At 32.7% G+C, this 21,604-nt stretch carries 21 protein-coding genes and 1 tRNA gene; 15 read left to right on the top strand and 7 right to left on the bottom strand.

The features are described 5' to 3' along the window. Positions 1 to 9: 9 nt before the first annotated feature. Both DFQ09_RS02550 and DFQ09_RS02545 read left to right on the top strand, forming a co-directional pair. A complete protein-coding gene (locus tag DFQ09_RS02550; protein WP_115808014.1) occupies positions 10 to 1,140 on the top strand; it encodes a tetratricopeptide repeat protein in 1,131 nt (376 codons plus the stop codon). Between the two features lie 115 nt (positions 1,141 to 1,255). Further along, complete coding sequence (locus DFQ09_RS02545; RefSeq protein ID WP_115808013.1) at positions 1,256 to 1,732, top strand: hypothetical protein; 477 nt, start codon at positions 1,256 to 1,258, stop codon at positions 1,730 to 1,732. Between the two features lie 21 nt (positions 1,733 to 1,753). On the opposite strand, the gene DFQ09_RS02540 is transcribed toward DFQ09_RS02545, so the two are convergent. Beyond that, positions 1,754 to 2,896, bottom strand: coding sequence for a glycosyltransferase (locus DFQ09_RS02540; protein WP_115808012.1), 1,143 nt, complete (start codon positions 2,894 to 2,896; stop codon positions 1,754 to 1,756). Beyond that, positions 2,896 to 3,864, bottom strand: a complete 969-nt coding sequence (locus DFQ09_RS02535; protein ID WP_115808011.1) for a lysylphosphatidylglycerol synthase domain-containing protein — start codon at positions 3,862 to 3,864, stop codon at positions 2,896 to 2,898. The genes DFQ09_RS02540 and DFQ09_RS02535 overlap by 1 nt, the downstream gene beginning before the upstream one ends. Positions 3,865 to 3,891: 27 nt before the next feature. Between DFQ09_RS02535 and DFQ09_RS02530 the strand changes: the two genes are divergently transcribed. The 9 genes from DFQ09_RS02530 (at position 3,892) to DFQ09_RS02490 (ending at position 9,652) form a co-directional block, all read left to right on the top strand. Further along, positions 3,892 to 4,530, top strand: coding sequence for a cell envelope biogenesis protein OmpA (locus tag DFQ09_RS02530; RefSeq protein ID WP_115808010.1), 639 nt, complete (start codon positions 3,892 to 3,894; stop codon positions 4,528 to 4,530). A gap of 4 nt (positions 4,531 to 4,534) precedes the next feature. Next, positions 4,535 to 5,089, top strand: a complete 555-nt coding sequence (gene ruvC / locus DFQ09_RS02525) for a crossover junction endodeoxyribonuclease RuvC (RefSeq protein WP_115808405.1) — start codon at positions 4,535 to 4,537, stop codon at positions 5,087 to 5,089. A gap of 37 nt (positions 5,090 to 5,126) precedes the next feature. Next, positions 5,127 to 5,489, top strand: coding sequence for a hypothetical protein (locus DFQ09_RS02520; protein WP_115808009.1), 363 nt, complete (start codon positions 5,127 to 5,129; stop codon positions 5,487 to 5,489). 56 nt (positions 5,490 to 5,545) lie between these two features. Next, positions 5,546 to 6,673 carry a radical SAM family heme chaperone HemW gene (gene hemW / locus DFQ09_RS02515; RefSeq protein WP_115808008.1) on the top strand — a complete coding sequence of 376 codons (1,128 nt, stop codon included), beginning with the start codon at positions 5,546 to 5,548 and terminating at the stop codon, positions 6,671 to 6,673. Positions 6,674 to 6,675: 2 nt separating this feature from the next. After that, entirely contained in the window at positions 6,676 to 7,425 is a 750-nt protein-coding gene (locus tag DFQ09_RS02510) for a cyclase family protein (RefSeq protein ID WP_115808007.1), read from the top strand. Positions 7,426 to 7,471: 46 nt separating this feature from the next. Then, positions 7,472 to 8,083, top strand: a complete 612-nt coding sequence (locus DFQ09_RS02505) for a DUF4230 domain-containing protein (protein ID WP_115808006.1) — start codon at positions 7,472 to 7,474, stop codon at positions 8,081 to 8,083. Continuing rightward, positions 8,080 to 8,442, top strand: a complete 363-nt coding sequence (locus DFQ09_RS02500) for an MmcQ/YjbR family DNA-binding protein (protein WP_115808005.1) — start codon at positions 8,080 to 8,082, stop codon at positions 8,440 to 8,442. The genes DFQ09_RS02505 and DFQ09_RS02500 overlap by 4 nt, the downstream gene beginning before the upstream one ends. A gap of 29 nt (positions 8,443 to 8,471) precedes the next feature. After that, entirely contained in the window at positions 8,472 to 9,047 is a 576-nt protein-coding gene (locus DFQ09_RS02495; RefSeq protein ID WP_115808004.1) for a PhnA domain-containing protein, read from the top strand. Between the two features lie 290 nt (positions 9,048 to 9,337). Continuing rightward, a complete protein-coding gene (locus tag DFQ09_RS02490) occupies positions 9,338 to 9,652 on the top strand; it encodes an STAS domain-containing protein (protein ID WP_115808003.1) in 315 nt (104 codons plus the stop codon). Between the two features lie 111 nt (positions 9,653 to 9,763). Here the strand turns inward: DFQ09_RS02490 and DFQ09_RS02485 are convergent, their stop codons facing one another. The 5 genes from DFQ09_RS02485 to DFQ09_RS02465 all read right to left on the bottom strand — a co-directional run bounded on the left by DFQ09_RS02485 (position 9,764) and on the right by DFQ09_RS02465 (position 16,455). Continuing rightward, positions 9,764 to 10,231, bottom strand: a complete 468-nt coding sequence (locus tag DFQ09_RS02485) for a YybH family protein (RefSeq protein WP_115808404.1) — start codon at positions 10,229 to 10,231, stop codon at positions 9,764 to 9,766. Positions 10,232 to 10,565: 334 nt separating this feature from the next. Then, positions 10,566 to 11,666, bottom strand: a complete 1,101-nt coding sequence (locus tag DFQ09_RS02480) for a DUF4407 domain-containing protein (RefSeq protein ID WP_115808002.1) — start codon at positions 11,664 to 11,666, stop codon at positions 10,566 to 10,568. 132 nt (positions 11,667 to 11,798) lie between these two features. Then, the gene (locus DFQ09_RS02475) at positions 11,799 to 14,516 is read right to left on the bottom strand and encodes a M56 family metallopeptidase (protein WP_115808001.1); all 2,718 of its coding nucleotides are present in this window, start codon (positions 14,514 to 14,516) and stop codon (positions 11,799 to 11,801) included. Positions 14,517 to 14,518: 2 nt separating this feature from the next. Then, positions 14,519 to 14,884, bottom strand: coding sequence for a BlaI/MecI/CopY family transcriptional regulator (locus DFQ09_RS02470; protein ID WP_092466404.1), 366 nt, complete (start codon positions 14,882 to 14,884; stop codon positions 14,519 to 14,521). Between the two features lie 182 nt (positions 14,885 to 15,066). Continuing rightward, a complete protein-coding gene (locus tag DFQ09_RS02465) occupies positions 15,067 to 16,455 on the bottom strand; it encodes a dipeptidase (protein ID WP_115808000.1) in 1,389 nt (462 codons plus the stop codon). Positions 16,456 to 16,609: 154 nt separating this feature from the next. Between DFQ09_RS02465 and DFQ09_RS02460 the strand changes: the two genes are divergently transcribed. The 4 genes from DFQ09_RS02460 (at position 16,610) to DFQ09_RS02445 (ending at position 21,596) form a co-directional block, all read left to right on the top strand. Continuing rightward, positions 16,610 to 16,691 (top strand) — tRNA-Leu (locus DFQ09_RS02460). Between the two features lie 213 nt (positions 16,692 to 16,904). Further along, entirely contained in the window at positions 16,905 to 17,441 is a 537-nt protein-coding gene (locus tag DFQ09_RS02455; protein WP_115807999.1) for an RNA polymerase sigma factor, read from the top strand. A 107-nt stretch (positions 17,442 to 17,548) separates the two neighbouring features. Next, positions 17,549 to 18,577, top strand: a complete 1,029-nt coding sequence (locus tag DFQ09_RS02450; protein WP_115807998.1) for a FecR family protein — start codon at positions 17,549 to 17,551, stop codon at positions 18,575 to 18,577. 28 nt (positions 18,578 to 18,605) lie between these two features. Then, positions 18,606 to 21,596, top strand: a complete 2,991-nt coding sequence (locus DFQ09_RS02445; protein WP_115807997.1) for a TonB-dependent receptor — start codon at positions 18,606 to 18,608, stop codon at positions 21,594 to 21,596. The last annotated feature ends 8 nt before the right edge of the window (positions 21,597 to 21,604 follow it).

The raw sequence follows: 21,604 nt of genomic DNA, 5'->3' as shown, positions 1-21,604 counted from the left end.
TTACTGCTTATGAAATTAATTTTAGGGTTCTTCTGTTTTGTTTTTACCATTCATTTAAATGCTCAAAATATAAAAGCGGAAGGAGATCATCTTTATGTGAATGGTAATTTTTCCAAAGCCATTGAGACCTATAGAACACTTCCTAACTTAGATGACGTTTACGATGATATTGCAAAAGCGTATATGGCAATAGGGAACTATGGAGAAGCTTTAAATAATTATGAAAAAGCAATACAAGCGAATGCAGGTGACCTTCTATTACAGTATGAATACGCAAAATTGTTAGCAAGAACGAAACATTATAAAGATGCCAATCAGCGATTTTCAAACTTAATTGCATCTGATAGCTTAAACCCTAATTATTATTACGAATTAGGTGTGGTTTTAGAAAAGCAAAAAGACACTACCGCATTACAACAATTTAAAAAAACATTTCAACTTGATGAAACACACCAAAAAGCCATTTTTAAAATAGCCAAACATCATTTAATAAAGCGAAATTTTATTGAGGCACATGGTTATATAGATAGAGGATTAGAAAGTTATGAAAACAATATAGAGCTTATCAGTTTAAAAGCGCAAACCTATTACCATCAAGACTATTATACGCATGCCGTCGTTTGGTTTAATAAATTGTTAGATTTAGGTGAGAAATCCGAGTTTATTCATGAAAAACTAAGTTTGAGTTATGCGCAAAATTCAGATTATAAAGATGCTATTTTTCACAGGAAACAAGCCTTAAAATATAGCCCAAATGATGCTAATGCTATTTTTGTGATTGGTGCGTATTACCAGAGTTTAGGTGATTTTGAAATGGCTGAAGAGTATATCACAAAGGCTTTGCTATTGAAAGATCTTCCACTTTCAGATGAGTACCAACGTTTAGGTACTATTTTTAATCGCCAGAAAAAATATGATCAAGCGATTAAAGCGTTTCAAAAATCGTTAAAAGAAGATCCTTCTAATATAATGTCCGAGTTTTATATACTTAGAACCAAAGATGAATATTATGCTGATACTGGTAGTAAAATTAAGATGTATGAGCAATTTATTGAAAAGAATACAAAAAGTCCATTTTTGGGCTATGCTGAAGGCCGACTCAAAGAATTAAAGCAAGAAAAGTTTTTAGAAGGCGAGTAAAATTCTTCATAAAAATTAAAATCAATGCATAGATGTAACGCTGCAATCTAAAAGCGAAGCTGACTAGCATGGTTTTGAATAAAATATCGTACTTTTCGCTATCATAACACTAGTAATGAATCGAATTGTTTGTCTTTTAATCTTGCTTTTTGCAACCTCTTGCAATTATTTTGAAAAGAAGAAAGTCTATCCTGAAGATCTACTTGAGGAGGAGCTGCAAACTTTTAATTGGAATGAGGTAGATACCTATCCTATGTTTACTAATTGCGATTCTTTGACGGAAAAAGAAGATCGGAAAGTATGTTTTCAAAATACCTTAATTAGTAGTGTGAATGAATTTTTAAAAGCACAAAACTTAGTGGTTTCTAACGACGTTAATGATACGATTACTCTAAAAATAAAGATTGATAAAACAGGATTTTTAGAAGTAGAATCTATTAAAATTCATCCTGAAACTATTCAGGAAATTCCAGAAATTGACAGTCTTCTACGTCGCAGTTTAAAAGGTGTTCCTAAAATATACCCAGCCATTAAAAGAAATCAGCAAGTCACTACCGCTTTTGAGTTACCCGTGATTGTACGTATTAATTAGTCTTTTTTATTTTGAAGGAACTTACACTTTAAAAGTCCTATTTTTCCATTTATAAGATTTAAAGAATGATAGAAAAACAATGCTTACACAAAAAAATGGATAGATAATACTCGAAAATAAATAAGACAAAAGAAGGTTCTCTTGTTTAAAAAAGCGTGCTGTTTTAAACAACAATAAGAAGTCGATGCAGCCTTTAATAATAAATAATGCCAAAGCGATTTTCAGTGTTATAATATTGAAATAAACGGCAGGTAGCAGTCCTAAGCAAACCAAGTTTCCTAACAAAACCACTAATCCAATTGATTTAGTAAACCAGTTCTTATTTTGGCTTGTTTTTGAGGCCCAACGTAAACGTTGCTGTATTAAATACTTAGTGCTTTGGGCAGGGTTTGTAGTGACAATTGCGTTTCGAGATTTTAAATAGTGCACACACTCTGCATCGTGTGCTGTGAGTTTTTCAAGAAGAAATATATCGTCACCACTGGCGATAGTGTCATTGCCTTCAAAACCTCTGACAGAAATAAATAGGGACTTACGATAAGCGAAATTAGCACCATTACACATCAAAGGTTTCTTAATACCAAAACTACCAATAGTTGCACCTTGTAAGCTTAAAAAATCTAAGGTTTGAAAACGATTAAGAAACGTCATTTTCCCATGATACGTCACTGGAGCAACGATACAATTGGAATTTTTTAATTGAATGCATTCATCAAAAGTATCGAGCCAATATTTAGGTAAAATACAATCGGCATCGGTAGTTACAATCCAATCATATTTTGAAACATTTATAGCAGACGTTATCGCGTCTTTTTTTGGTGAGTTTGTAGTTCTTTCATTTTTTATAACCCAAATATCAAGTTGACCAAAGCCTACAGATCTGTCTTTAATTAGCTTATTAATTACGGCAACCGAATCATCTTCAGAATCATCATCAACCAAAATAACTTCGAACATCGATTTTGGGTACTTCAATTTTGAAATAGAATCTAATAATTTCGGGAGGTTTTTAGTTTCATTTCTAAACGGAACAATAACAGAGAATTTCGTTTTAGATGGTAAATCTTGTACTCTGAAATTATCAACCTTATCAAACCCATAACTCAACCAACCTATAATAAGTAGATATATAATGATGATAAAAATGAATAAAAATGAGAGCATTATTCTATTGGTTTTGGAAGTTTAAAGTTAAGCACAAAATAACTTCCAAAGATACTCGGAATTACAAAATTAAGCAGCCACATTAAGGTTGTCGTAGATAAAACAATAAACTCATTTACATCTAGGTAACTAAACAAAAACATAGCGATGCTGCCTTTTACTACCACATCAAAAATTGAAATAGTGGGCACAATCGAGGCTAATACATACATACTCGTTATTACAATCATGGCATCAACATAGCTGATGGTAACACCAAAGACCGACAGTAAATAATAAAACTGAAATGAAAATATAAGATATCGAATTAAAGACAATGACAGATTTAAACCATGTGTTTTCAAAGGAATGGATTTAATAAAATCGATTATAAAAACGAGTGAAAACCCTTTTATTTTAAACCGTTTTTGGGTCATTACATAGAAAATAACCAATCCAATCAATAAAATAATGGCTCCAATACCTACTGCTTTATTGTAGTTAATGCCAATGGGATAGCTATTGATAAAGAGAATAAAACCAATAGCACCCAAAACCATCGTTATGGTCATTTGTGCCATATTTCCTAAAAGGTTGAGTAGCACAATTTTTGTTCTATATGTTTTGGTGTAGTAAATGGCTTTTGCTCCATAATCGCCAATACGATTTGGTGTTATTAAGGACACTGTTAAGCCTCCTAAACTTTGTTCTAATGCTGATTTAAAGGAAATAGGCTTTAAAATAGTAACGAGATGTTGCCATTTAAGAATTTCAAAAAACCAATTAAAACTGCTTAAAAGGATTAGAATAAGGCTATTTTTTAATGAAAAAACGTCATTTTTATTTAAAAAAGCGACAAATTTGTTGAATTCTAAATTTTCGTTTTGAACAATTTTAGAATACATAAAACAAAATGCAACAACAACAATACTCAACTTAATAAGCACAAATAAGAATTGTTTAATTTTGTATGGTACATTGTAACGCATACTACAAATAAAATCAAAAACTTACAGATGCAATACTATTTTAAACAATACCTTTTCGTTTTTATTATCGTTTTTATAACGTTTAATAGTCAGGCGCAATTAAAGGACACTGCGAAGTGGAAAGCTCTTTTTGCTGTTGGTCTTAATTATCCAACAACAGATGGATTTGTAAAAAGTTCTTATGCGAAGCCTGTGAATTTTCCAACAATTAATTTAGGGATTCAACATAAGCTAACACCGCAATACGGAGTAAAATTAGATTTTGGTTTTAATCGTTTTAAGAATGCGGACGACACGCCAGAATTTAAAATAAACTATACCAGAATTAATGCGCAATTTGTCTATGACCCTACAGCATATCTTACGTTTTTACCAATGCGATTACGAACGGTTGCACATGCAGGTCCTGGAATGTCTTTTGTAAAACCATTAGGAACATTGGGAGATAATAAACAGACTTTTGTAAACCTTTTAGCGGGTTTAGAAGTGCATTACGCAATTAATGAAAAAGTCTCAGTGTACACCGATGTTTCTTATATCTATGGTTTAACGTCTCTAGAAGATTATAATCCTGTTTTAAATGGTTTAGGTGCTTTTAATGGTAGTGTTTTTAACCTTACCTTTGGCTTGGCAGTCGCGTTAGATGGTTGTCGATACTGTAATTAAAAGCATGAGTAAAGAAAAAATTATTTTAGGTATTGATCCTGGTACTACAATTATGGGGTTTGGACTCATAAAAATTGTAGGTAAAAAAATGGAATTTTTACAGTTGAATGAACTCATGCTAAAAAAGTACGATGATCATTATCTAAAACTTAAACTTATTTTTGAACGTACCGTAGAACTCATCGATACGTATCATCCAGATGAAATTGCAATTGAAGCTCCGTTTTTTGGTAAAAATGTACAGAGTATGCTCAAATTGGGACGCGCACAAGGGGTTGCTATGGCAGCCGGTTTGTCTCGCGAAGTGCCGATTACAGAATACGCTCCTAAAAAAATTAAAATGGCTATCACCGGAAATGGAAATGCCAGTAAAGAGCAAGTTGCTAAAATGTTACAAAGCATGTTAGGGCTTAAAACAATTCCCAAGAATTTAGATTCTATGGATGGTTTGGCGGCTGCCGTTTGTCATTTTTATAATGAAGGCAGAGTTGAGGTTGGTAAGAGTTATTCTGGCTGGTCTGCTTTTGTGAAACAGAATGAAGGTCGCGTTAAGAAGTAAACAGTTTGCTGTCTCAGTATGCAGTTAAAAATAGTAAATGAGAATCATTATTTTACTTTTAATAGTCAGTCAGTCGTTTTTGAGTTTTAGCCAAGGGCAGGTTGAAATGAATGATATTGCCCATGATAACTATTACCAATCTCAGAAAATAAAAGATTCATTAGTCATTGAATTGAAACATATAAATAGTAAGGATTCCACGTTTATAGTCGCTTTAGATACTTCTGAGAAACTTTGGGATCTATTTATCGATGAACAATTTAAACTGAAATTTCCAGCTTACGAATCGTGGGAAACTAGACGAGAAACTTATGGAAGTCAATTTGATATGCTTTATTTTAATTTCATAAAAATGTATTGTGATTTAAGAATTTCAATGTTATATGATTTGTTTGAATAATAAGAAAAATTTGAGTGCAACCGACTGCAAACTGCGACTGAATACTAAAAACTAATATGAGCGGCATCTACATCCACATACCATTTTGCAAGCAAGCGTGTCATTATTGCGACTTCCATTTTTCGACCTCCATGAAAAAAAAGGATGATCTCATTCCTGCTTTAGCCAAAGAATTAGAGCTTAGGAAAGATGAATTCAAAAATACAGTAGTTGAAACCATCTATTTTGGAGGAGGAACACCGAGCTTATTAACGAATGATGAATTACAATTTATAATAGATTCAGTTTATAAAAATTACAAGGTTTCAGACCACTCAGAAATTACGCTTGAAGCGAATCCGGATGATTTATCTCAAGAGCGCATCATAGAGCTCTCTAAAAGTCCAATCAATAGGCTATCTATCGGTATTCAATCATTTTTTGAAAATGATTTAAAACTCATGAATCGTGCACACAATGCCAATGAAGCAAAATCGTGCTTAGAAGAAGCAACGAAGCATTTCGACAATATTTCTTTAGATTTAATTTACGGCATACCAGGGGCTTCAAACTCGCAATGGTTGGCAAATATAGAAATGGCTTTAAGTTTTGGAGTGCCTCATATTTCGAGTTATGCTTTAACCGTTGAGCCTAAAACAGCTTTAGCATCTTTCATTAAAAAAGGTATTATTGATAATGTTGACGATGAGCAAGCACATGATCAGTTTCATATATTGAAAGACAAATTGGAGACTTCAGGATTTGTGCATTATGAACTGTCTAATTTTGGAAAAAACGGTTATTTTAGTAAAAACAATTCAGCCTATTGGCAAGGGAAATCCTATTTGGGAATTGGACCTTCCGCACATTCGTTTAATGGAAAACAACGCGGTTGGAATGTGAGTAATAATGCGAAATATATAAAGTCAATTGAGCAAAATGAACTACCCATAGAAATTGAAACCTTAACACATACAGATCAATACAACGAGTATGTAATGACGGGTTTACGAACTATTTGGGGGGTGTCATTAGATAAGGTTGAAACTGATTTCGGTATGGATTTTAAAGATTATCTAATAGAGCAATCAGAAATTTTTATAAATCAACAATTATTGTATATTGATGATAAGCATGTACAGGTCACAAAGAAGGGACAATTTTTATGTGATGGTATTGCTTCAGAACTTTTTAAACTTAATTAAATTTGATAGCAACAATACAATACAAATCGAGAAAATTAAAAATAGATTTATCTCTACCTTTAGATCTTTCAATTCCTATTACCGGAAAATCGACTAATGTTAATGCCTGGTATTTAGATCCACCAAAAATAACACCTGAGGTTATGGACGGTGAAATAATTAGCGTTGCTAATGGAGCGGTTGTAAATTTTAATACTATAAGTTTTAATCCGCACTCGCATGGTACACATACGGAGACCGTTGGTCATATCACAGAAGAAATGTATTCTATAAATCAGCATCTAAAGCAGTTTTTCTTTTTGGCTGAGGTGGTAACTGTGGCACCAGAAAAACTAGGTGATGATTATGTAATTTCGAGAAAGCAATTACAATTTGCCTTAGGAAATAAAAAACGCGATGCCATTGTTATTAGAACGATGCCAAATACGCGAGAGAAATTTTCTAGACAATACTCAAATACCAATCCAACGTATTTATTAGAAGATGCTGCAGATTATCTAAAAAGTAAAGCCATTAAACATTTACTTATCGATTTGCCAAGTGTAGATAAAGAGCAAGATGGAGGTGAACTTTTAGCACATAATGCGTTTTGGAATACAAGCGGAAAATTTCGTTTAGATGCTACAATAACAGAGTTTATCTATGTGTCTAATAAAATTAAAGACGGTAAGTATATGCTTAACCTTCAAATTGCTCCATTTGAGAATGATGCGAGTCCGAGTAAACCAATTTTATATAAAATAATAGGGTAATTACATGTGACAATACGCTAATGTTAGTGTCATATATTTAAAGCATATGGAAACATTTTTTATAATCATCATTAGTATTCTGGTCACTTTAGGGTTAGTAACCCTCTATGAACATTGGAAAACCAAGAAAGTGGCCAATGAGCAATCCATATTGCTTTTAGACAAAATAAAACGTGTCTGTAAGTTTGTAACGGTAGAAGGTGATTTTGCTGAAATATACCATTATGAGGATGTAAAAGCGAAGTTTTTAAAACTCATATCTAGTCGAAAAAAGGCCTTAGTTGTGATTAAAGCAAAAGCACATGTGGGATTTGATTTAAGTAAAATTGAAATGAGTTCAAATGCTAAAACAAAAACCGTAGTATTATCTCACTTTCCGCAACCTGAAGTACTTTCTATTGAAAGTGATATTAATTATTACGACAAAAAAGACGGTATGTTTAATCGGTTTGAGGCTGCGGATCTAACGGATTTACATACCAAAGCAAAGGCGCATATTATGGATAAAGTTCCAGAAAGTGGTTTGTATACTATTGCAAAACAAGAGGCTTTAGAAGCCATTCACCTTATTGAAAACCTAGTAGAAACGATAGGTTGGACTTTAGATTATTCAGCGTTGAAGATAGAAGGAGGAGACGATAAGAAATTGTTGAAATGAACATAGAAGATTACAGAAACTATTGTTTAAGCAAAAAAGCGGTTACCGAACATTTTCCTTTTGATAACGATACTCTTGTGTTTAAAATCTGTAATAAAATGTTTGCTTTAGCCTCGTTAAAGCAATGGGAAAATGGGGACGCTTTTATTAATTTAAAATGCGATCCTGAATATGCTCAAGAATTGCGAGCAGAATACGACAGTATAAAACCTGGTTATCACATGCATAAACAACAATGGAATAGTGTTTATGTACAAAAAGGGGAACTCACACAACAACTTATTAAAGAGTTAATAGACCATTCTTACGAGATGGTTGTAAAAGGCTTATCTAAAAAACTACGAGAAAGTCTGAATTAATTTTACATTTGCACAATACTATATTTATTATGTCATTAGAAAGAGAACTACAAAAGCGCAGTGGCTCCAAATGTGAGCTTTGCGGCAACGAGGAAAAATTATCTGTTTACACCGTATCGGATATTAAAGAAAACGAATTAAAAACAGTTCTATATGCATGTAATGTGTGTACAGAACAAATGAACGATGCAGATGCTATAGATCCTAATCATTGGAGATGTCTTAATGATAGTATGTGGAGTGAACATGAAGCTGTGAAAATTATGGCCTGGAGAATGCTTAATAGAATTAAGGACGACTGGACTCAGGATTTATTAGGCATGATGTACATGGAAGAAGAAACCTTAGAATTGGCTAAAGCTTCTGGTGATGGTGAAGATGAGGAAAATAAACTGATTCACAGAGATGTGAACGGTGTGATTTTAGAGCATGGTGATTCTGTTGTGCTAATTAAAGATCTTAAAGTCAAAGGGTCTAGTATGGTTGCTAAACAAGGTACTGCTGTTAGAAATATAAGACTAGACCATGAAAATGAAACCTATATTGAAGGTCGAGTAGATGGACAACAAATTGTCATTATTACCGAATATGTAAAGAAAACTTAAAAATTTAGAGACTAAATTAAGTTCAAATTTATTGCTTAAAATAATTTCAAAAACCTGATTCTTAACTGATTCAGGTTTTATTTTTCCTACAAATGGATGATTTTAAAAGCTGTTGTTTGTCGAAAAAATGAGCATAATGCTTCGAATAGTCCATTCAAACTTACTCTTTATCGAAAATGTATCAAAAGACCCACATATATATCCGATATTGAACACAATCCCTCTGATTAATGTATAAGGTATACTGATTAATAGCCTCAATTAGTATGAACTTTTAAACACTATTTATTATGGATTTACAGATTACAAACTACAACAATCGTTTTCAGATTAAAGGAACTTTAAACAAGTTAAATCTAAAAACTTTCAATGCTCAATTTTCTAATATATTCGATAAACTCGATGATGTCTTATTAGATATCGAACAGGTCAGTAGTATAGATAGAGCAGGAGTGATGGCTTTAGCAAAATTGCATAATGAATCTATTACAAAATCAAAACGATTATCAATAATAGGTTATGGATGTAAAGAGTTGTTTCAGCATTTTAAATCTGAAGAACCAAAAGAAACTATGATCGCTGAAAATAGAGTTGTGGCAGCTTAAGCCAAGAGAAATTCTATCAATATATAAACAAAATGTTTCCTGAGTCTCTTAGATCATAGGTGGATTTTTAGCAAGCATTTTGTTTTCTATTCTTGTGGCTTGAGTTTTGTTTTAGCAAGACATGTCAGCTACAATTTTCCATTCTCCATGTATCTTTTTAAAGATAATGATGAAAACACCATTGGCATCTCCAACTTCGCGATTAATGTGGTATTCTCCCATGACCCAATAATTATCTCCTTCAATTTTTGATATATCATTAATTACAAATTTTAAAGTCCCACTTTCTGCTTTTGTTGGATATCCTTTTTTGTAATTGGCTAATGTTTGCTTCCATCCTTTGGTTAGGCCTCTACTGCCGTAAAATTTAAGGGAATCACTTTTCCAGTAGCCTTGCATAAAACCTTCTAAATCATGATTATTCCATGCGGCTTCTTGCTCTGCCATTACAAGGCGGATTCCAGCTTCAACAAGTGCTGCAGAATCGCTATTTGTTGTTGTTTCTGTAGTGACGTCTGCCTTAATGCTAATACAGCTAAAAGCTAATAATGCCAATGCAATGGCGACAATATGTTTCATAAGAATTGGTTGTTGTTTTAAAGCTAAAAATAAGAACAATTTAGAGAACAATGTTTTAAATTAATTTTAACGGTTTGTTCAGGGAGTAACAAAGCACTCCTAAGAGCTTCACTTGGTAGCTAAAAAAAAAATATTTTGTTTTTTACTAATTCTCAAAAGGGGGCAATTCACTCAATATAAATTCATTATAAAATTGCAATGAGAAAAGTGCAATGGGTAGACTGTTCACAACTAAAGCAAAAATAGTTTAGCTAACAGTTGCCCCCTTGAGGGGACTTTAGAGGTGTGAAATTGTAAATTACAGATTGATTATACTATTAAATACGACTAGGTTTTATAAAATACCGTTTTGTTGTTTTAAAAATGCATCCGCTTGATTTTGCATTAGTGTCCGTGCGTGCTTTCGTTTGTAGTTCATCACCTCTTCTTCATCAGCAATTTCATCATAAACTCTATTGTTAATAGTATTGTCTGTTTTTAAAAGGAGTTTTCGTTCTGCAATTTTTTGCATGGTCCAGGTTTTAATTGCTGTTTCTTGATCTTCTAGTTTATAATCAAATTCACCTTTTGGGGCTAAAAGTTTGGCAATGATTGGAGACGTTTCAATGGCTAAAAACAGCAGGAAAATAAAAAAGGATGGTAACCACGGTAATTCACCTAACGCTGTAATACGCGCCATGAGACCATCAAAATTATCAATCACAGGTTGTGTCTCTGCGACATTAGTGGTGTAATCCGATTGAAGTGTTGCAATTTGGGTTTCAATCCCTTCGATTTTTGTTTTAGTATCGGATTTTAACTGTTGTAATTGCGCTAATCCAGCATCGTGTTTGTCTCGCTTTTCTTTATATACAGGGCCTTTGCCTAAAAGCTTAGAGCCAGCGGTGCCCTCTGCTTCCGAAATGTAAGTGTTATATAATCCATTAACTTCCGCTTCTTTTAAATCTACTTGAGCGTTTAAATCTGAAATTTCGCTTTCTAGCGTAGCAATTTTAGGACTAAACTGTTCAGCGATTTGATTCTGATTGGCGAGCGTTAAATCATTTTTTTGCTCTAATAAAACCTGATTAATTTCCTTTTCAAAAATCTTTAATTCTAAAGGCTTTGAAATGACTATAGCAATAATTAGTGCTAAGAATAGTCTTGGTGTCGCTTGAAGAATTTCGTCTAAAATGTTCTCTCGTTTTTTAATGGTCGAAACAATATAGCGATCGAGATTAAAAATGAGTAAACCCCAAATTAATCCGAAAAATAGTGAAGCATAAAGATTGTCAAAAACGGTAAAGAGCGCATAGCTAGCGGCTATAGTTGCCATTACAGCCGTAAAGAAAACGGTAGCTCCAATACCAGCATATTTGTTCTGTTCTCCAATGGAGCAGTCGTTTAAAATGTCCGTGTCAGCGCCAGAGCAAAGGATGAAGAATTGCTTTAACATAAGTGATTGATTTTTGATTGATTACCTATTAGAACGCTAAATGATTGGTTTTGTTACATGTTGAGGTGAAAAAAGCCTCAATTAAGAGGCTTTTTTTATGAGAATTTAAAATTAATGAGGCTACTATTATATTTAATCCGTGACAGTAATAACTATAGATGCTATCTCTGAGTCAGAACTATCTTTAATAGCAAACAGCACAAGCTGATCATCTTTTTTGGCACTTTCAAGATGTTTTAGGGCATCAATATCTAGCACATTACTCTTTATTTGTTGAGTTCGTTTACCAGGGATTTTAAACTTAAATTCGGTTATTTTTCCATTTTTAGTACTTAGTGTTATATCCTTAATCTCATTTCTTGTCAAAGATAATTTCCCTGATGTAATAGTTTTACCATTAACTATGGGCAAAATGCTTTCTTGTTCTTTAGGGATCTGCTCCCCAACTTTTCCTTTCACTCCGATAAGAATTGGTTTCTTGGATATATAAATTAAGGGATGTTCGGTGTCTGTTTTTTGAGCGTTGATATTTAGTTTAGGATTCTTTTTTAATAAGTCAATAGCCTTATCAGATGAAATTGCTTTGCCTTCACTAAAAAAATTCGCATTGGTTTTAGCCATTCTAATTACGAAATCTAACGTTGATTCTGGTGCTGGAGGTGGCGGAGGTAAGTTATCCATTTTTACTTCTTTACCATAACGATTAAAGTAAGTCGTTTTGCCAAGACTGGTGGTGTAATAGAACGTTTCCCCATTAATATCTACACTGCCTTGGAGATCATTAGGTATTTCTATAACCTCATAAATATCACCTTCTGTTGTTTCTACTGTTCCTACTTTATCAGGATTGGCTTTCATATAAGCATCAGTAGCCTTTTTCATTTTAGCTTCTTGCTCTGGCGTTGCATTATTTGGAATTGGTGGCGGCGGCGGAATTTTATTAATATCTACTGTTTTACCATATTTATCAAAATAGGTTGTTTTTCCGTTTTGCTGTGTAAAGTAATAGTTAACTCCGTTGATTTCTATTGGACCTTGTTTTAGTTGGGTGTCCTTTGGCTCAATATAAGTCGCTGAACCCATCGTTACCTTCCATGGTGATTTTACTATAGTATCTCTATTTTTATATTCTTTTAATGATTTTTCTTTTTCAATTTTAGCTTCTTCAAGCGTTAAGCCAGCATAAAGATTGAAATGTTTAGAAGGTAAACCGGATTTTTCTTGATTTTCTAAGTAGCCAATGGAAGAAGACCAAATATCTACATTTCTTAATTCCTCCTGTACTTTTTGAGCAAAACTTAAGCTGTCGTTATACTCAATTAAAATAGATGCAAAAGCAAAATCTCTACGTTCTTCAATAGTAATGTCTTTGTTGATTTTAATCGCAACATTAGCTAAATCTGCAAACTCAACTGGCATATCATTTAAAATAATACTGTTATCTTTTTTGATTAGTATTTCAACAGGCTTTATAGTCGTTGTATTCTGAGGCTTAGCTGGTGGAGGTGGAGGTGGTCCTTGAGGAAAAGCCGCTGCTGTTTTTTTCTGTTCATCAGTCATGATATTATAGATATGCTTGTACTTATCTAAATCTCTTTGTTTTACAATAGGATACTCCTTTATTTTACCGTTATTAGCACTTGCTTTTGCCATAGCGGTATTTATTTTTTTAGCCCAAGCATTGTATTCTTCAACTTGTTTTGCTGTTGCTTTTTCTTGTTCGCTATCTTTTACTACAAGACCTGGAAACGGAAATTCAATAGATTGATCTTCTTGTTGGGTTGACATTCTTTTATATATCTCTGAGAATTTTATAAAGTCTTGTTCGTTAATAGGTGGATAGAATGTGGCATCGTCTGAAAGTTTTGTGCTTTCACTACGTATCTTTTTAGCCCAAGCATTATAAGCGGAAATTTCTTTTTCTGTTAATGGTTTTTCTTGAGCTACAATACTATTATTTTGAAGCTTTTCTTTTTCTTGTACAACTTCTACGCGTTCAGCAAAACTGTAAAAAAGAATCGCAATAATTGGCAATACTAATACCGTACTTAGCCAAATTCTGGTTTTTGAGGTTTGTGTTTTCATAACTGTAAATCGTTTTTTGATTGATGAATAATTGATGGCACTCGATAGTTGATGATTTTGAGTGTTTGATGAAAATTGTAATAAAATATGTTGATAGACTTTAGTGTCCGTTCCTTGTTCTAAAACGGCTTGGTCTGCTAAAAATTCATGATTAAGTTTTACATGATGTTTCAATATATAAATCAAGGGATGAAACCAAAATACAATTTGAAGTAACTCTAGAATGATAATGTCTAAACTGTGTAATTGCCTAGCGTGAGTTTCTTCGTGAAGTAAGACTTCTTTCGGAATGTTATCAGATTCATACCTTGTTTTATTAAAAAAGATATATCTAAAAAAGGAGTGTGGAATTGTATTTTCATGCAGTAAAACATAAATAAAAGAGCGCTTTTTGATGTTGTTATTCTTAGAAATCCGTCGCTGCATTTTTATAAGATTTATAATAAACCGTGATGCAAATAATAAAACACCAAATCCGTAAATTAACCAAAGCGTGGTTTCTAAATTAAAGAAAGGAACTTCTTCAATGGTTGCTTGTTCTAATGCTAATTCCATTGGAAAATATACAGGAGCAGTTTCAAATGTGGCACTTACAGGTTCTACATATTCTGTTATGGTTAAGGTAGGAATTACGAATGCCAAGATCAAAACACTTAGTAAATAGAACCGCTTAAAACGGTGCATATTCTGACGTTCTAAAAAGAGCACATAGACTAACCAAAATACACATAAACACGCTGAAAATTTTAATAAGTACGTTTCCATAATTATCGATTTTTAATTTCTGTATCTATGATTTTCTTTAACGCCTCTAACTCTTCTGTTGTTAAATCTGTTTTACGCGTAAAGAATGAAGCAAATTGCGAAGCACTATCATTAAAAAAGGTTTTAATGAGCCCGTTAACATGCTTAGAAAAATAATCTTCTTTTTTAACTAGCGGAAAATACTCTCTCGATTTACCGTAGGTTTTATAATCTACAAAGCCTTTTCCTATCATGCGTTTTAATAAGGTCGCAATAGTTGTGGTAGCCGGTTTTGGTTCTGGGTAGATCTCTAACAAATCTTTCATAAAAGCTTTTTCGAGCTTCCAGAGATGTTGCATTAGTTGTTCTTCGGTTTTTGAAAGTTGCATGCTCTACGTTTTTAGAATTAACTCTACAAATGTAGAGAATAAATTTGATTCTACAAGTGTAGAGTTTAAAAATCTATTGAGTCCGTAAACAATATTTCGAATTTTTAAATGTAAAAAGCCTTATGATTTACAGTAATCATAAGGCTTTTCGTAATATTATTAGCTACTTTTAAATCACTTAATTATTTTGATAATTCAGTAAAATACTTGTAAAACCAAGGGATCGTTTCAATACCTTTAAGGTAATTCCATACTCCAAAATGCTCATTTGGTGAGTGAATAGCATCGCTGTCTAAACCAAAGCCCATTAAAATAGTTTTACTTTTTAGTTCTTCTTCAAAAAGCGACACGATAGGAATACTGCCTCCACTACGCTGTGGAATTGGTGTTTTTCCAAAAGTTTGTTCGTATGCTTTTGAGGCGGCTTTGTAGCCTAAACTATCAATAGGAGTCACATAGCCTTGTCCACCATGATGAGGTGTAACTTTTACCGTTACTCCTTTTGGTGCAATACTTTCAAAGTGCGTTTTAAATAATTCTGTAATCTCTTCCCATTCTTGATGTGGTACTAGTCGCATAGATATTTTTGCATAGGCTTTACTTGCAATAACTGTTTTTGCACCTTCACCTGTATAACCTCCCCAAATACCATTGACATCTAAAGTTGGTCTAATGGAGTTACGCTCGTTAGTAGAATAGCCTGCTTCACCATACACCGCGTCAATATCTAATGATTTTTTATAGGCGTCTAATGAGAATGGAGCTTTTGCCATTTCTGCACGTTCAGCATGCGAAAGCTCTTCAACTTTATCATAAAATCCAGGAATGGTAATATGATTATTTTCATCGTGAAGCGATGCAATCATCTTGGTTAATACATTAATTGGATTTGCTACAGCTCCTCCATAAAGTCCAGAATGTAAATCTCTATTTGGCCCAGTAACTTCAACTTCAACATAACTTAAACCTCTTAAGCCTGTTGTAATTGATGGTACATCTGGTGCAATCATTCCTGTGTCTGAGATTAGAATAACATCATTCACTAATTTTTCACGATTCGCTTTTACAAATTTGGCTAAGTTTACACTACCAACTTCCTCTTCACCTTCAATCATAAACTTTACGTTACAAGGCAATTCGTTATTGGTCGTCATGTATTCCATAGCTTTAACATGCATATACATTTGACCCTTATCATCACAAGCTCCTCTAGCAAAAATAGCGCCTTCAGGATGTAATTCTGTTTTTTGAATAATAGGATCAAAAGGAGGTGAATTCCATAAATCTAATGGATCTGGTGGTTGCACGTCATAATGACCATAAACCAAAATAGTTGGTAAATTTTTATCAATTATTTTTTCACCATAAACAATAGGATAACCTTCTGTTTTGCAAATTTCGACATGGTCGCAACCCGCTTTTTCTAGACTTATTTTAATAGCATCCGCTGTTTTTAGAACATCTGATTTGTATGCAGAGTCTGCACTAATTGATGGAATTTTTAATAAATCGATAAGTTCGTTAAGAAATCGATCTTTATTATCGTTGATATAAGATTTTATAGATTGCATAATAGCGCTTTGATTTTAATCAAAAGTAGGAATTTAAAGAGGAATAAGTTAATCATGAACAAACTTTAAGAAATCATTTAGAATTCTTGAAACTTTAATATTTGTTTATTCAAACAATTGTTTATATTTGCAACCCAATATTTATTGGATAGTTGCAGGCGTGGTGGAATTGGTAGACACGCTAGACTTAGGATCTAGTGCCGTGAGGTGTGAGAGTTCGAGTCTCTCCGCCTGTACAAAGTAAGAAAGCTTCTCAATTTTGAGAGGCTTTTTTTTGTTATAATTAAATATCGAAAATTCATCCTATAGAAGTCTTACAAAATGTTGAATTTAGACCGATTTTTAAAAAAGTATTAAAAAGATATTGTCAAGTAGATTTAATCAAAACTTAAACTTAATTTATCATTAGTCATAATTGAACCTCTTACATTTGGCATTCACAACTAGTGATGCAAGACAGTCAATTATACAAAGCAATACGAAATAACGACAAGGAAGCCTTTGAACTTCTTTTCGACAGACATTATTCTAAACTCTGTTATTTTGCTATGCAATTTTCTGTCGGAAAAGAAATAGCAGAAGAAGTGGTTGCCGATGTTTTACTGAAACTTTGGGACAATAGAAAAAAAACGGAGATCCACAATTTACTTCCTTTTTTATACACGAGTGTGAAAAATGCGACATTGAATCTTAAAAAAACAACTAAGCAGCAACCTGTTTGGCTAGATGATACGGATTGTGTAGTTGGAGAAGAGACTCAAGAGTTTAAGCTTATTATTAGAGAAGAGCTTAGAAGTGTTCAAGACATTATTGATCAAATGCCTCAAAGACGAAGAACCATATTTATTCTTAATAGAATTGATGGACTTAAATATAAAGAGATTGCTGAAATTTTGAATATTTCTGTTTTTACAGTACAAAACCAAATGGTAGAAGCTGTAAAATATTTGAATTCTAAATATCCTAATAAAAAATTATTGAATTAATCTTCACGTATTCTTTAGTTAACGTTTTCTTTAAGTTTTCTTAACAACATTGAGTAGTAGCTTGTACCACTAATACTTGTCTTATAAGTGTAATTCAAAACATAAAGATGAATCCAGATTTTTGGGTACTTGTTACTAAATATTTATCAAATGAAGCATCAGAAGAGGATATAAATAGTCTTTTTTTGTTGTTAGAAACTGATAAAAAATATCAAATAGCATTAGATGAAACGATAGCGAAATGGAATGCTGTTAATGCTATTGATACTAAAATTTTTAATACAGATGCAAGCAAGGAAGCGTTGTTTGTAAAAATTAATACTAAAAAGAAAACAAACTTCTTTCCTTCTAAATCTACGTATATCGCATTCTCAAAAATTGCTGCCACTTTAGTATTGGTTTTAGTGTCTTGTTTTTTTCTAAATAATCTCTTAGATACGGATTGGAAAGAATTTAAAACAGCAAAAAACGAAAAACTAAAAATTGTATTACCAGATAGCACGCTTATTTGGCTTAACAAGAATTCATCAATATCGTATAACTTTTCAAGTAAGGATAAAAGACTTTTAAAATTAGAAGGTGAAGCGTTTTTTGATGTAAAGAGAAATGAACAAAAACCATTTATAGTAGAAAGTCAATATTTTACAACTCAAGTTTTGGGTACTAGCTTCAATATTAATTCTAATGTAAATGAGAAGGCTTCGGTTAGTGTTATTAGTGGGGAAGTTGCGGTAAGTATTTTGAATACTAGTGAATTAGTGCTTCTTGAACGTGGACAGAAAGCGGTTTATGATGACACCTCAAATAGAATACTTAAAAAAATATTATTAGATGTTGAAAATGAAATGGCTTGGGTTGACAAAACGTTTGTTTTTAATGATACGCGTTTAGAAAGTGTTCTCAATTATTTATCTAAAAATTACGCGGTAAATTTTGAAGTCAATAATCCTAATTTAAAAAACTGTTTAATTACAGCCAACTTCAGAAACGAATCTTTAAAAAACATACTCACCATTATTTGTGCTTCTTTAGATTGTGAATTTAAAAAAGTAGAACATAATACTATTATACTATCTGGGAACGGATGTGAAAAAAAACCAGAGATATTGGTAGTATCTCCGGCCAAAAATCAATAACTAATTTTTAATTAAATGTATTTCAAAAATGGAAAAAATTAAACACAAACCAAAGAACAATTATCTTTATTATTGGCTAAGGCACACATGTATGCTACTTGCTTTACTTTTTTATACAAGCACTTGGGCTTTATCCAACTCGCAACCTTCTGTTTTGAGTACTAAAGTGTCAGTGAAAGCCAATGATGAAACCATTGAACAATTATTAAAAAAAATAGAAAGTATTTCAGATATTAGTTTTGTTTACAGTAAAAGCAAAATCTCATTAAACCATAAAATAAAAAGAACGTATACGAGTGAAACAGTGGAATACATTTTAAATGATGCGCTTCCTAAAACGGTTACTTACGCCACAAGTAAGAAAAAAATTATCTTGAAGAAAAAGGAAATTCCTGTTAAAATCTCACAAAATCAGGATCATGGGAGATTAGTAGGAATCATAACTGATATTAATGGAAACTTCCTTCCTTATGCAAACATTATTGTTGAGGGTAGGAGTATAGGTACCATCTCTGATGAAGTAGGTAAATTCTCTTTAGAATTAGAGCTAGGGAGTTACGTCTTAGTTGTGCAGTATCTAGGGTATTTAGAGACTAATTTAGAGGTTACTATTAAAGAAAATGAAACGACTACTGTGACTGTAATCCTAAAGGAGAATGCACAAGAGCTTGATGGAACCGTAGTTTACGGTAAAATTGCTAGAGGGCAGGCAAAAGCCTTAAATGAGCAAAAAAATGCTGATAATATTAAGAATGTGGTGTCTTATGAACAGTTTAGCAAGTACGCAGATAGAAATGCTGCTGAAGCTTTACAGCGTATACCTGGTGTTGCTCTTAGTAGAGATCAAGGTGAAGGTGAACTTATTTCTATTCGTGGGCTTTCCCCTAGATTTAACGCTGTACAAGTTAATGGCACTCGTATTCCTAGTCCAGATCCAGATACAGATCGAGCAGTAGGTTTAGATTTATTACAAGCAGATTTAATGGAATCGATTGTTGTAAATAAAACGCTTACACCAGATATGGACGGAGATGCTATTGGTGGTACTGTAAACTTCAATTTAAAACAAGCACCAGATAAACCTATTTTAAATGCATCAGTAAGCGGAGGTTTTAATCAGCAAGATTCAGAATTTGAAGAATATGGAAAGGACTTACAATCGTATTCAGTGGTCATGGGAAAGCGATTTTTAAATAATAAAATTGGTCTTATTGGCGCAGGAAGTTATTATAAAACAAACAGAGGATCATTATTAGATCAATACACTTATACAGATGATACATCTTTAGATATTGAAGAAAAACGTAATAATGATTATGATGTAAAGCGTGTACGCTATGGCTTAATGCTAAGTCCTGATATTCAATTTAATGAAAATAATGGCTTAAAACTATTATTCAATTATAATGTTTATGATGATGACGAAATTAGAAGGCTTGTAGATTATCTTGTTACTGATGGAGAAGAAGAACGTGAAACACGTAACCGTGGTGAGTACCAAAAACATATGTTGTACCAGTTATCTGGGGATCATAATTTAGATCTGATGGATATTTCATACCGTTTGAGTTATACAGAGGCTGAAGAAGATATGCCATACAGAACCTATTGGCGATATGGTAGAGATATCGATTATAGTGGTTTATCAAATGATGAGCTTACTAATTTAGGGGTTTCAGATGATCCTAATCCAGACACGCAATTGTATTTGAATCGTATTCGATTTGATAATAATTTAACCAATGATAAAAATTACGAAGGACAACTAGATGTAGAAATACCCTTTAACCTATTTGGTATGGAGAGTCAACTTAAAGTGGGAGGTAAGATGCGTAGTAAAAGTAGAATTTCTGATGCAAAACGTTCTCAGTTAGATGTTGATGAAGATGTAAATCCGTTTCCTATTAATGGTGGTAATTTCGGATTCATTGATGTTCGTGCTAATGATTCTGAAGCCTCTCAAGTAGGTGGTTTGGATGAGTTTGTGGTTGATGAGGATCAAGGAGATGGTTCAGATTATAAAGCAGAAGAAGATGCAAGTGCAGCATACATAAAACTTACTTTAGGTCTTGCGGATAATTTGTCGTTAGTAACAGGAGTGCGCTACGAAAAAACAACTAATAAGTATACAGCAATTAGAGCTGATGACTTTAATAGCATAAATGAATTTAGTTACGATAATTTTTTACCATCCGCACAAATTAAATATAACTTTAATACTAACACTTTATTAAGAGTCGCATACAGTACAGGATTTACAAGACCTCCTTTTAGCGCTCTTATACCTGGGCCAGATGTGGTCAATATTGATGAACGCACGATAACGAGAAAAAATCCGGAAATTGCACCGAGCACTGTAAATAACTTCGATATCATTTTTGAAAAATACTCTAAAAATCTTGGTGTCTTTTCAATCGGTGTTTTTGGTAAGTTTATTAATAATCAAATTCAAACCCAAAAGAGTTTTGAAACTATAAATAACGATTTATATACAGTTTATCAGTCTATTAATGGGGAAAGTGCTAAAGCTATGGGTGTAGAGGTATCATTAGTACACAAATTTTTAAATGATGGTGTTCCATTTTTAAAATGGTTTGGTGTAAGTACCAATTATACTTATGCTTTTTCTGAGCAAAAAATATCAACGGTAGAGGATGATGAGGTTATTACAAGAACTTTACCTTTTGAAAGTCCTGAAAATATTTTCAACCTTGGCTTATTCTACGAAAACCCTAAAATAGGTTTAACCTTTACAATTTCGACAGTGTATAGAGATGCTATCCTAATTGATTTAGGAACAAATGAACTGAATGATTTCTATTTTGGAGAAGAGTTTCATTTAGATATTTCTGCAAGTCAAAGAATAACGAATAAACTTTCTGCTTTCGTTCAGTTAAACAACTTAACCAATCAGCTAGAAAGAGAATACTTTGGTAGTCCAAGTGAAGATTTTACACGAATTCACCAAACTGAAGGTTATGGTTTTTGGGGTTCATTAGGACTTAAGTTTGAATTATAAAATTAATT

The organism is Winogradskyella pacifica, from assembly GCF_003386275.1.
Taxonomy (GTDB): Bacteria; Bacteroidota; Bacteroidia; order Flavobacteriales; family Flavobacteriaceae; genus Winogradskyella; species Winogradskyella pacifica.
Note: the sequence above shows the minus strand (reverse complement) of the source record. Positions and strands in the feature narration are given on the sequence as shown.

Bases quoted from the DNA above. Each gene is read 5' to 3' on its own strand.
- DFQ09_RS02455 (WP_115807999.1), top strand. From the start codon at position 16,905: ATGCAAGACAGTCAATTATACAAAGCAATACGAAATAACGACAAGGAA.
- DFQ09_RS02500 (WP_115808005.1), top strand. From the start codon at position 8,080: ATGAACATAGAAGATTACAGAAACTATTGTTTAAGCAAAAAAGCGGTT.
- hemW (WP_115808008.1), top strand. From the start codon at position 5,546: ATGAGCGGCATCTACATCCACATACCATTTTGCAAGCAAGCGTGTCAT.
- DFQ09_RS02495 (WP_115808004.1), top strand. From the start codon at position 8,472: ATGTCATTAGAAAGAGAACTACAAAAGCGCAGTGGCTCCAAATGTGAG.
- DFQ09_RS02540 (WP_115808012.1), bottom strand. From the start codon at position 2,896: ATGCTCTCATTTTTATTCATTTTTATCATCATTATATATCTACTTATT.
- DFQ09_RS02465 (WP_115808000.1), bottom strand. From the start codon at position 16,455: ATGCAATCTATAAAATCTTATATCAACGATAATAAAGATCGATTTCTT.
- DFQ09_RS02490 (WP_115808003.1), top strand. From the start codon at position 9,338: ATGGATTTACAGATTACAAACTACAACAATCGTTTTCAGATTAAAGGA.
- DFQ09_RS02450 (WP_115807998.1), top strand. From the start codon at position 17,549: ATGAATCCAGATTTTTGGGTACTTGTTACTAAATATTTATCAAATGAA.
- DFQ09_RS02520 (WP_115808009.1), top strand. From the start codon at position 5,127: ATGAGAATCATTATTTTACTTTTAATAGTCAGTCAGTCGTTTTTGAGT.
- DFQ09_RS02480 (WP_115808002.1), bottom strand. From the start codon at position 11,666: ATGTTAAAGCAATTCTTCATCCTTTGCTCTGGCGCTGACACGGACATT.
- DFQ09_RS02535 (WP_115808011.1), bottom strand. From the start codon at position 3,864: ATGCGTTACAATGTACCATACAAAATTAAACAATTCTTATTTGTGCTT.
- DFQ09_RS02485 (WP_115808404.1), bottom strand. From the start codon at position 10,231: ATGAAACATATTGTCGCCATTGCATTGGCATTATTAGCTTTTAGCTGT.
- DFQ09_RS02545 (WP_115808013.1), top strand. From the start codon at position 1,256: ATGAATCGAATTGTTTGTCTTTTAATCTTGCTTTTTGCAACCTCTTGC.
- DFQ09_RS02470 (WP_092466404.1), bottom strand. From the start codon at position 14,884: ATGCAACTTTCAAAAACCGAAGAACAACTAATGCAACATCTCTGGAAG.
- DFQ09_RS02550 (WP_115808014.1), top strand. From the start codon at position 10: ATGAAATTAATTTTAGGGTTCTTCTGTTTTGTTTTTACCATTCATTTA.
- DFQ09_RS02530 (WP_115808010.1), top strand. From the start codon at position 3,892: ATGCAATACTATTTTAAACAATACCTTTTCGTTTTTATTATCGTTTTT.
- DFQ09_RS02445 (WP_115807997.1), top strand. From the start codon at position 18,606: ATGGAAAAAATTAAACACAAACCAAAGAACAATTATCTTTATTATTGG.
- DFQ09_RS02505 (WP_115808006.1), top strand. From the start codon at position 7,472: ATGGAAACATTTTTTATAATCATCATTAGTATTCTGGTCACTTTAGGG.
- DFQ09_RS02475 (WP_115808001.1), bottom strand. From the start codon at position 14,516: ATGGAAACGTACTTATTAAAATTTTCAGCGTGTTTATGTGTATTTTGG.
- ruvC (WP_115808405.1), top strand. From the start codon at position 4,535: ATGAGTAAAGAAAAAATTATTTTAGGTATTGATCCTGGTACTACAATT.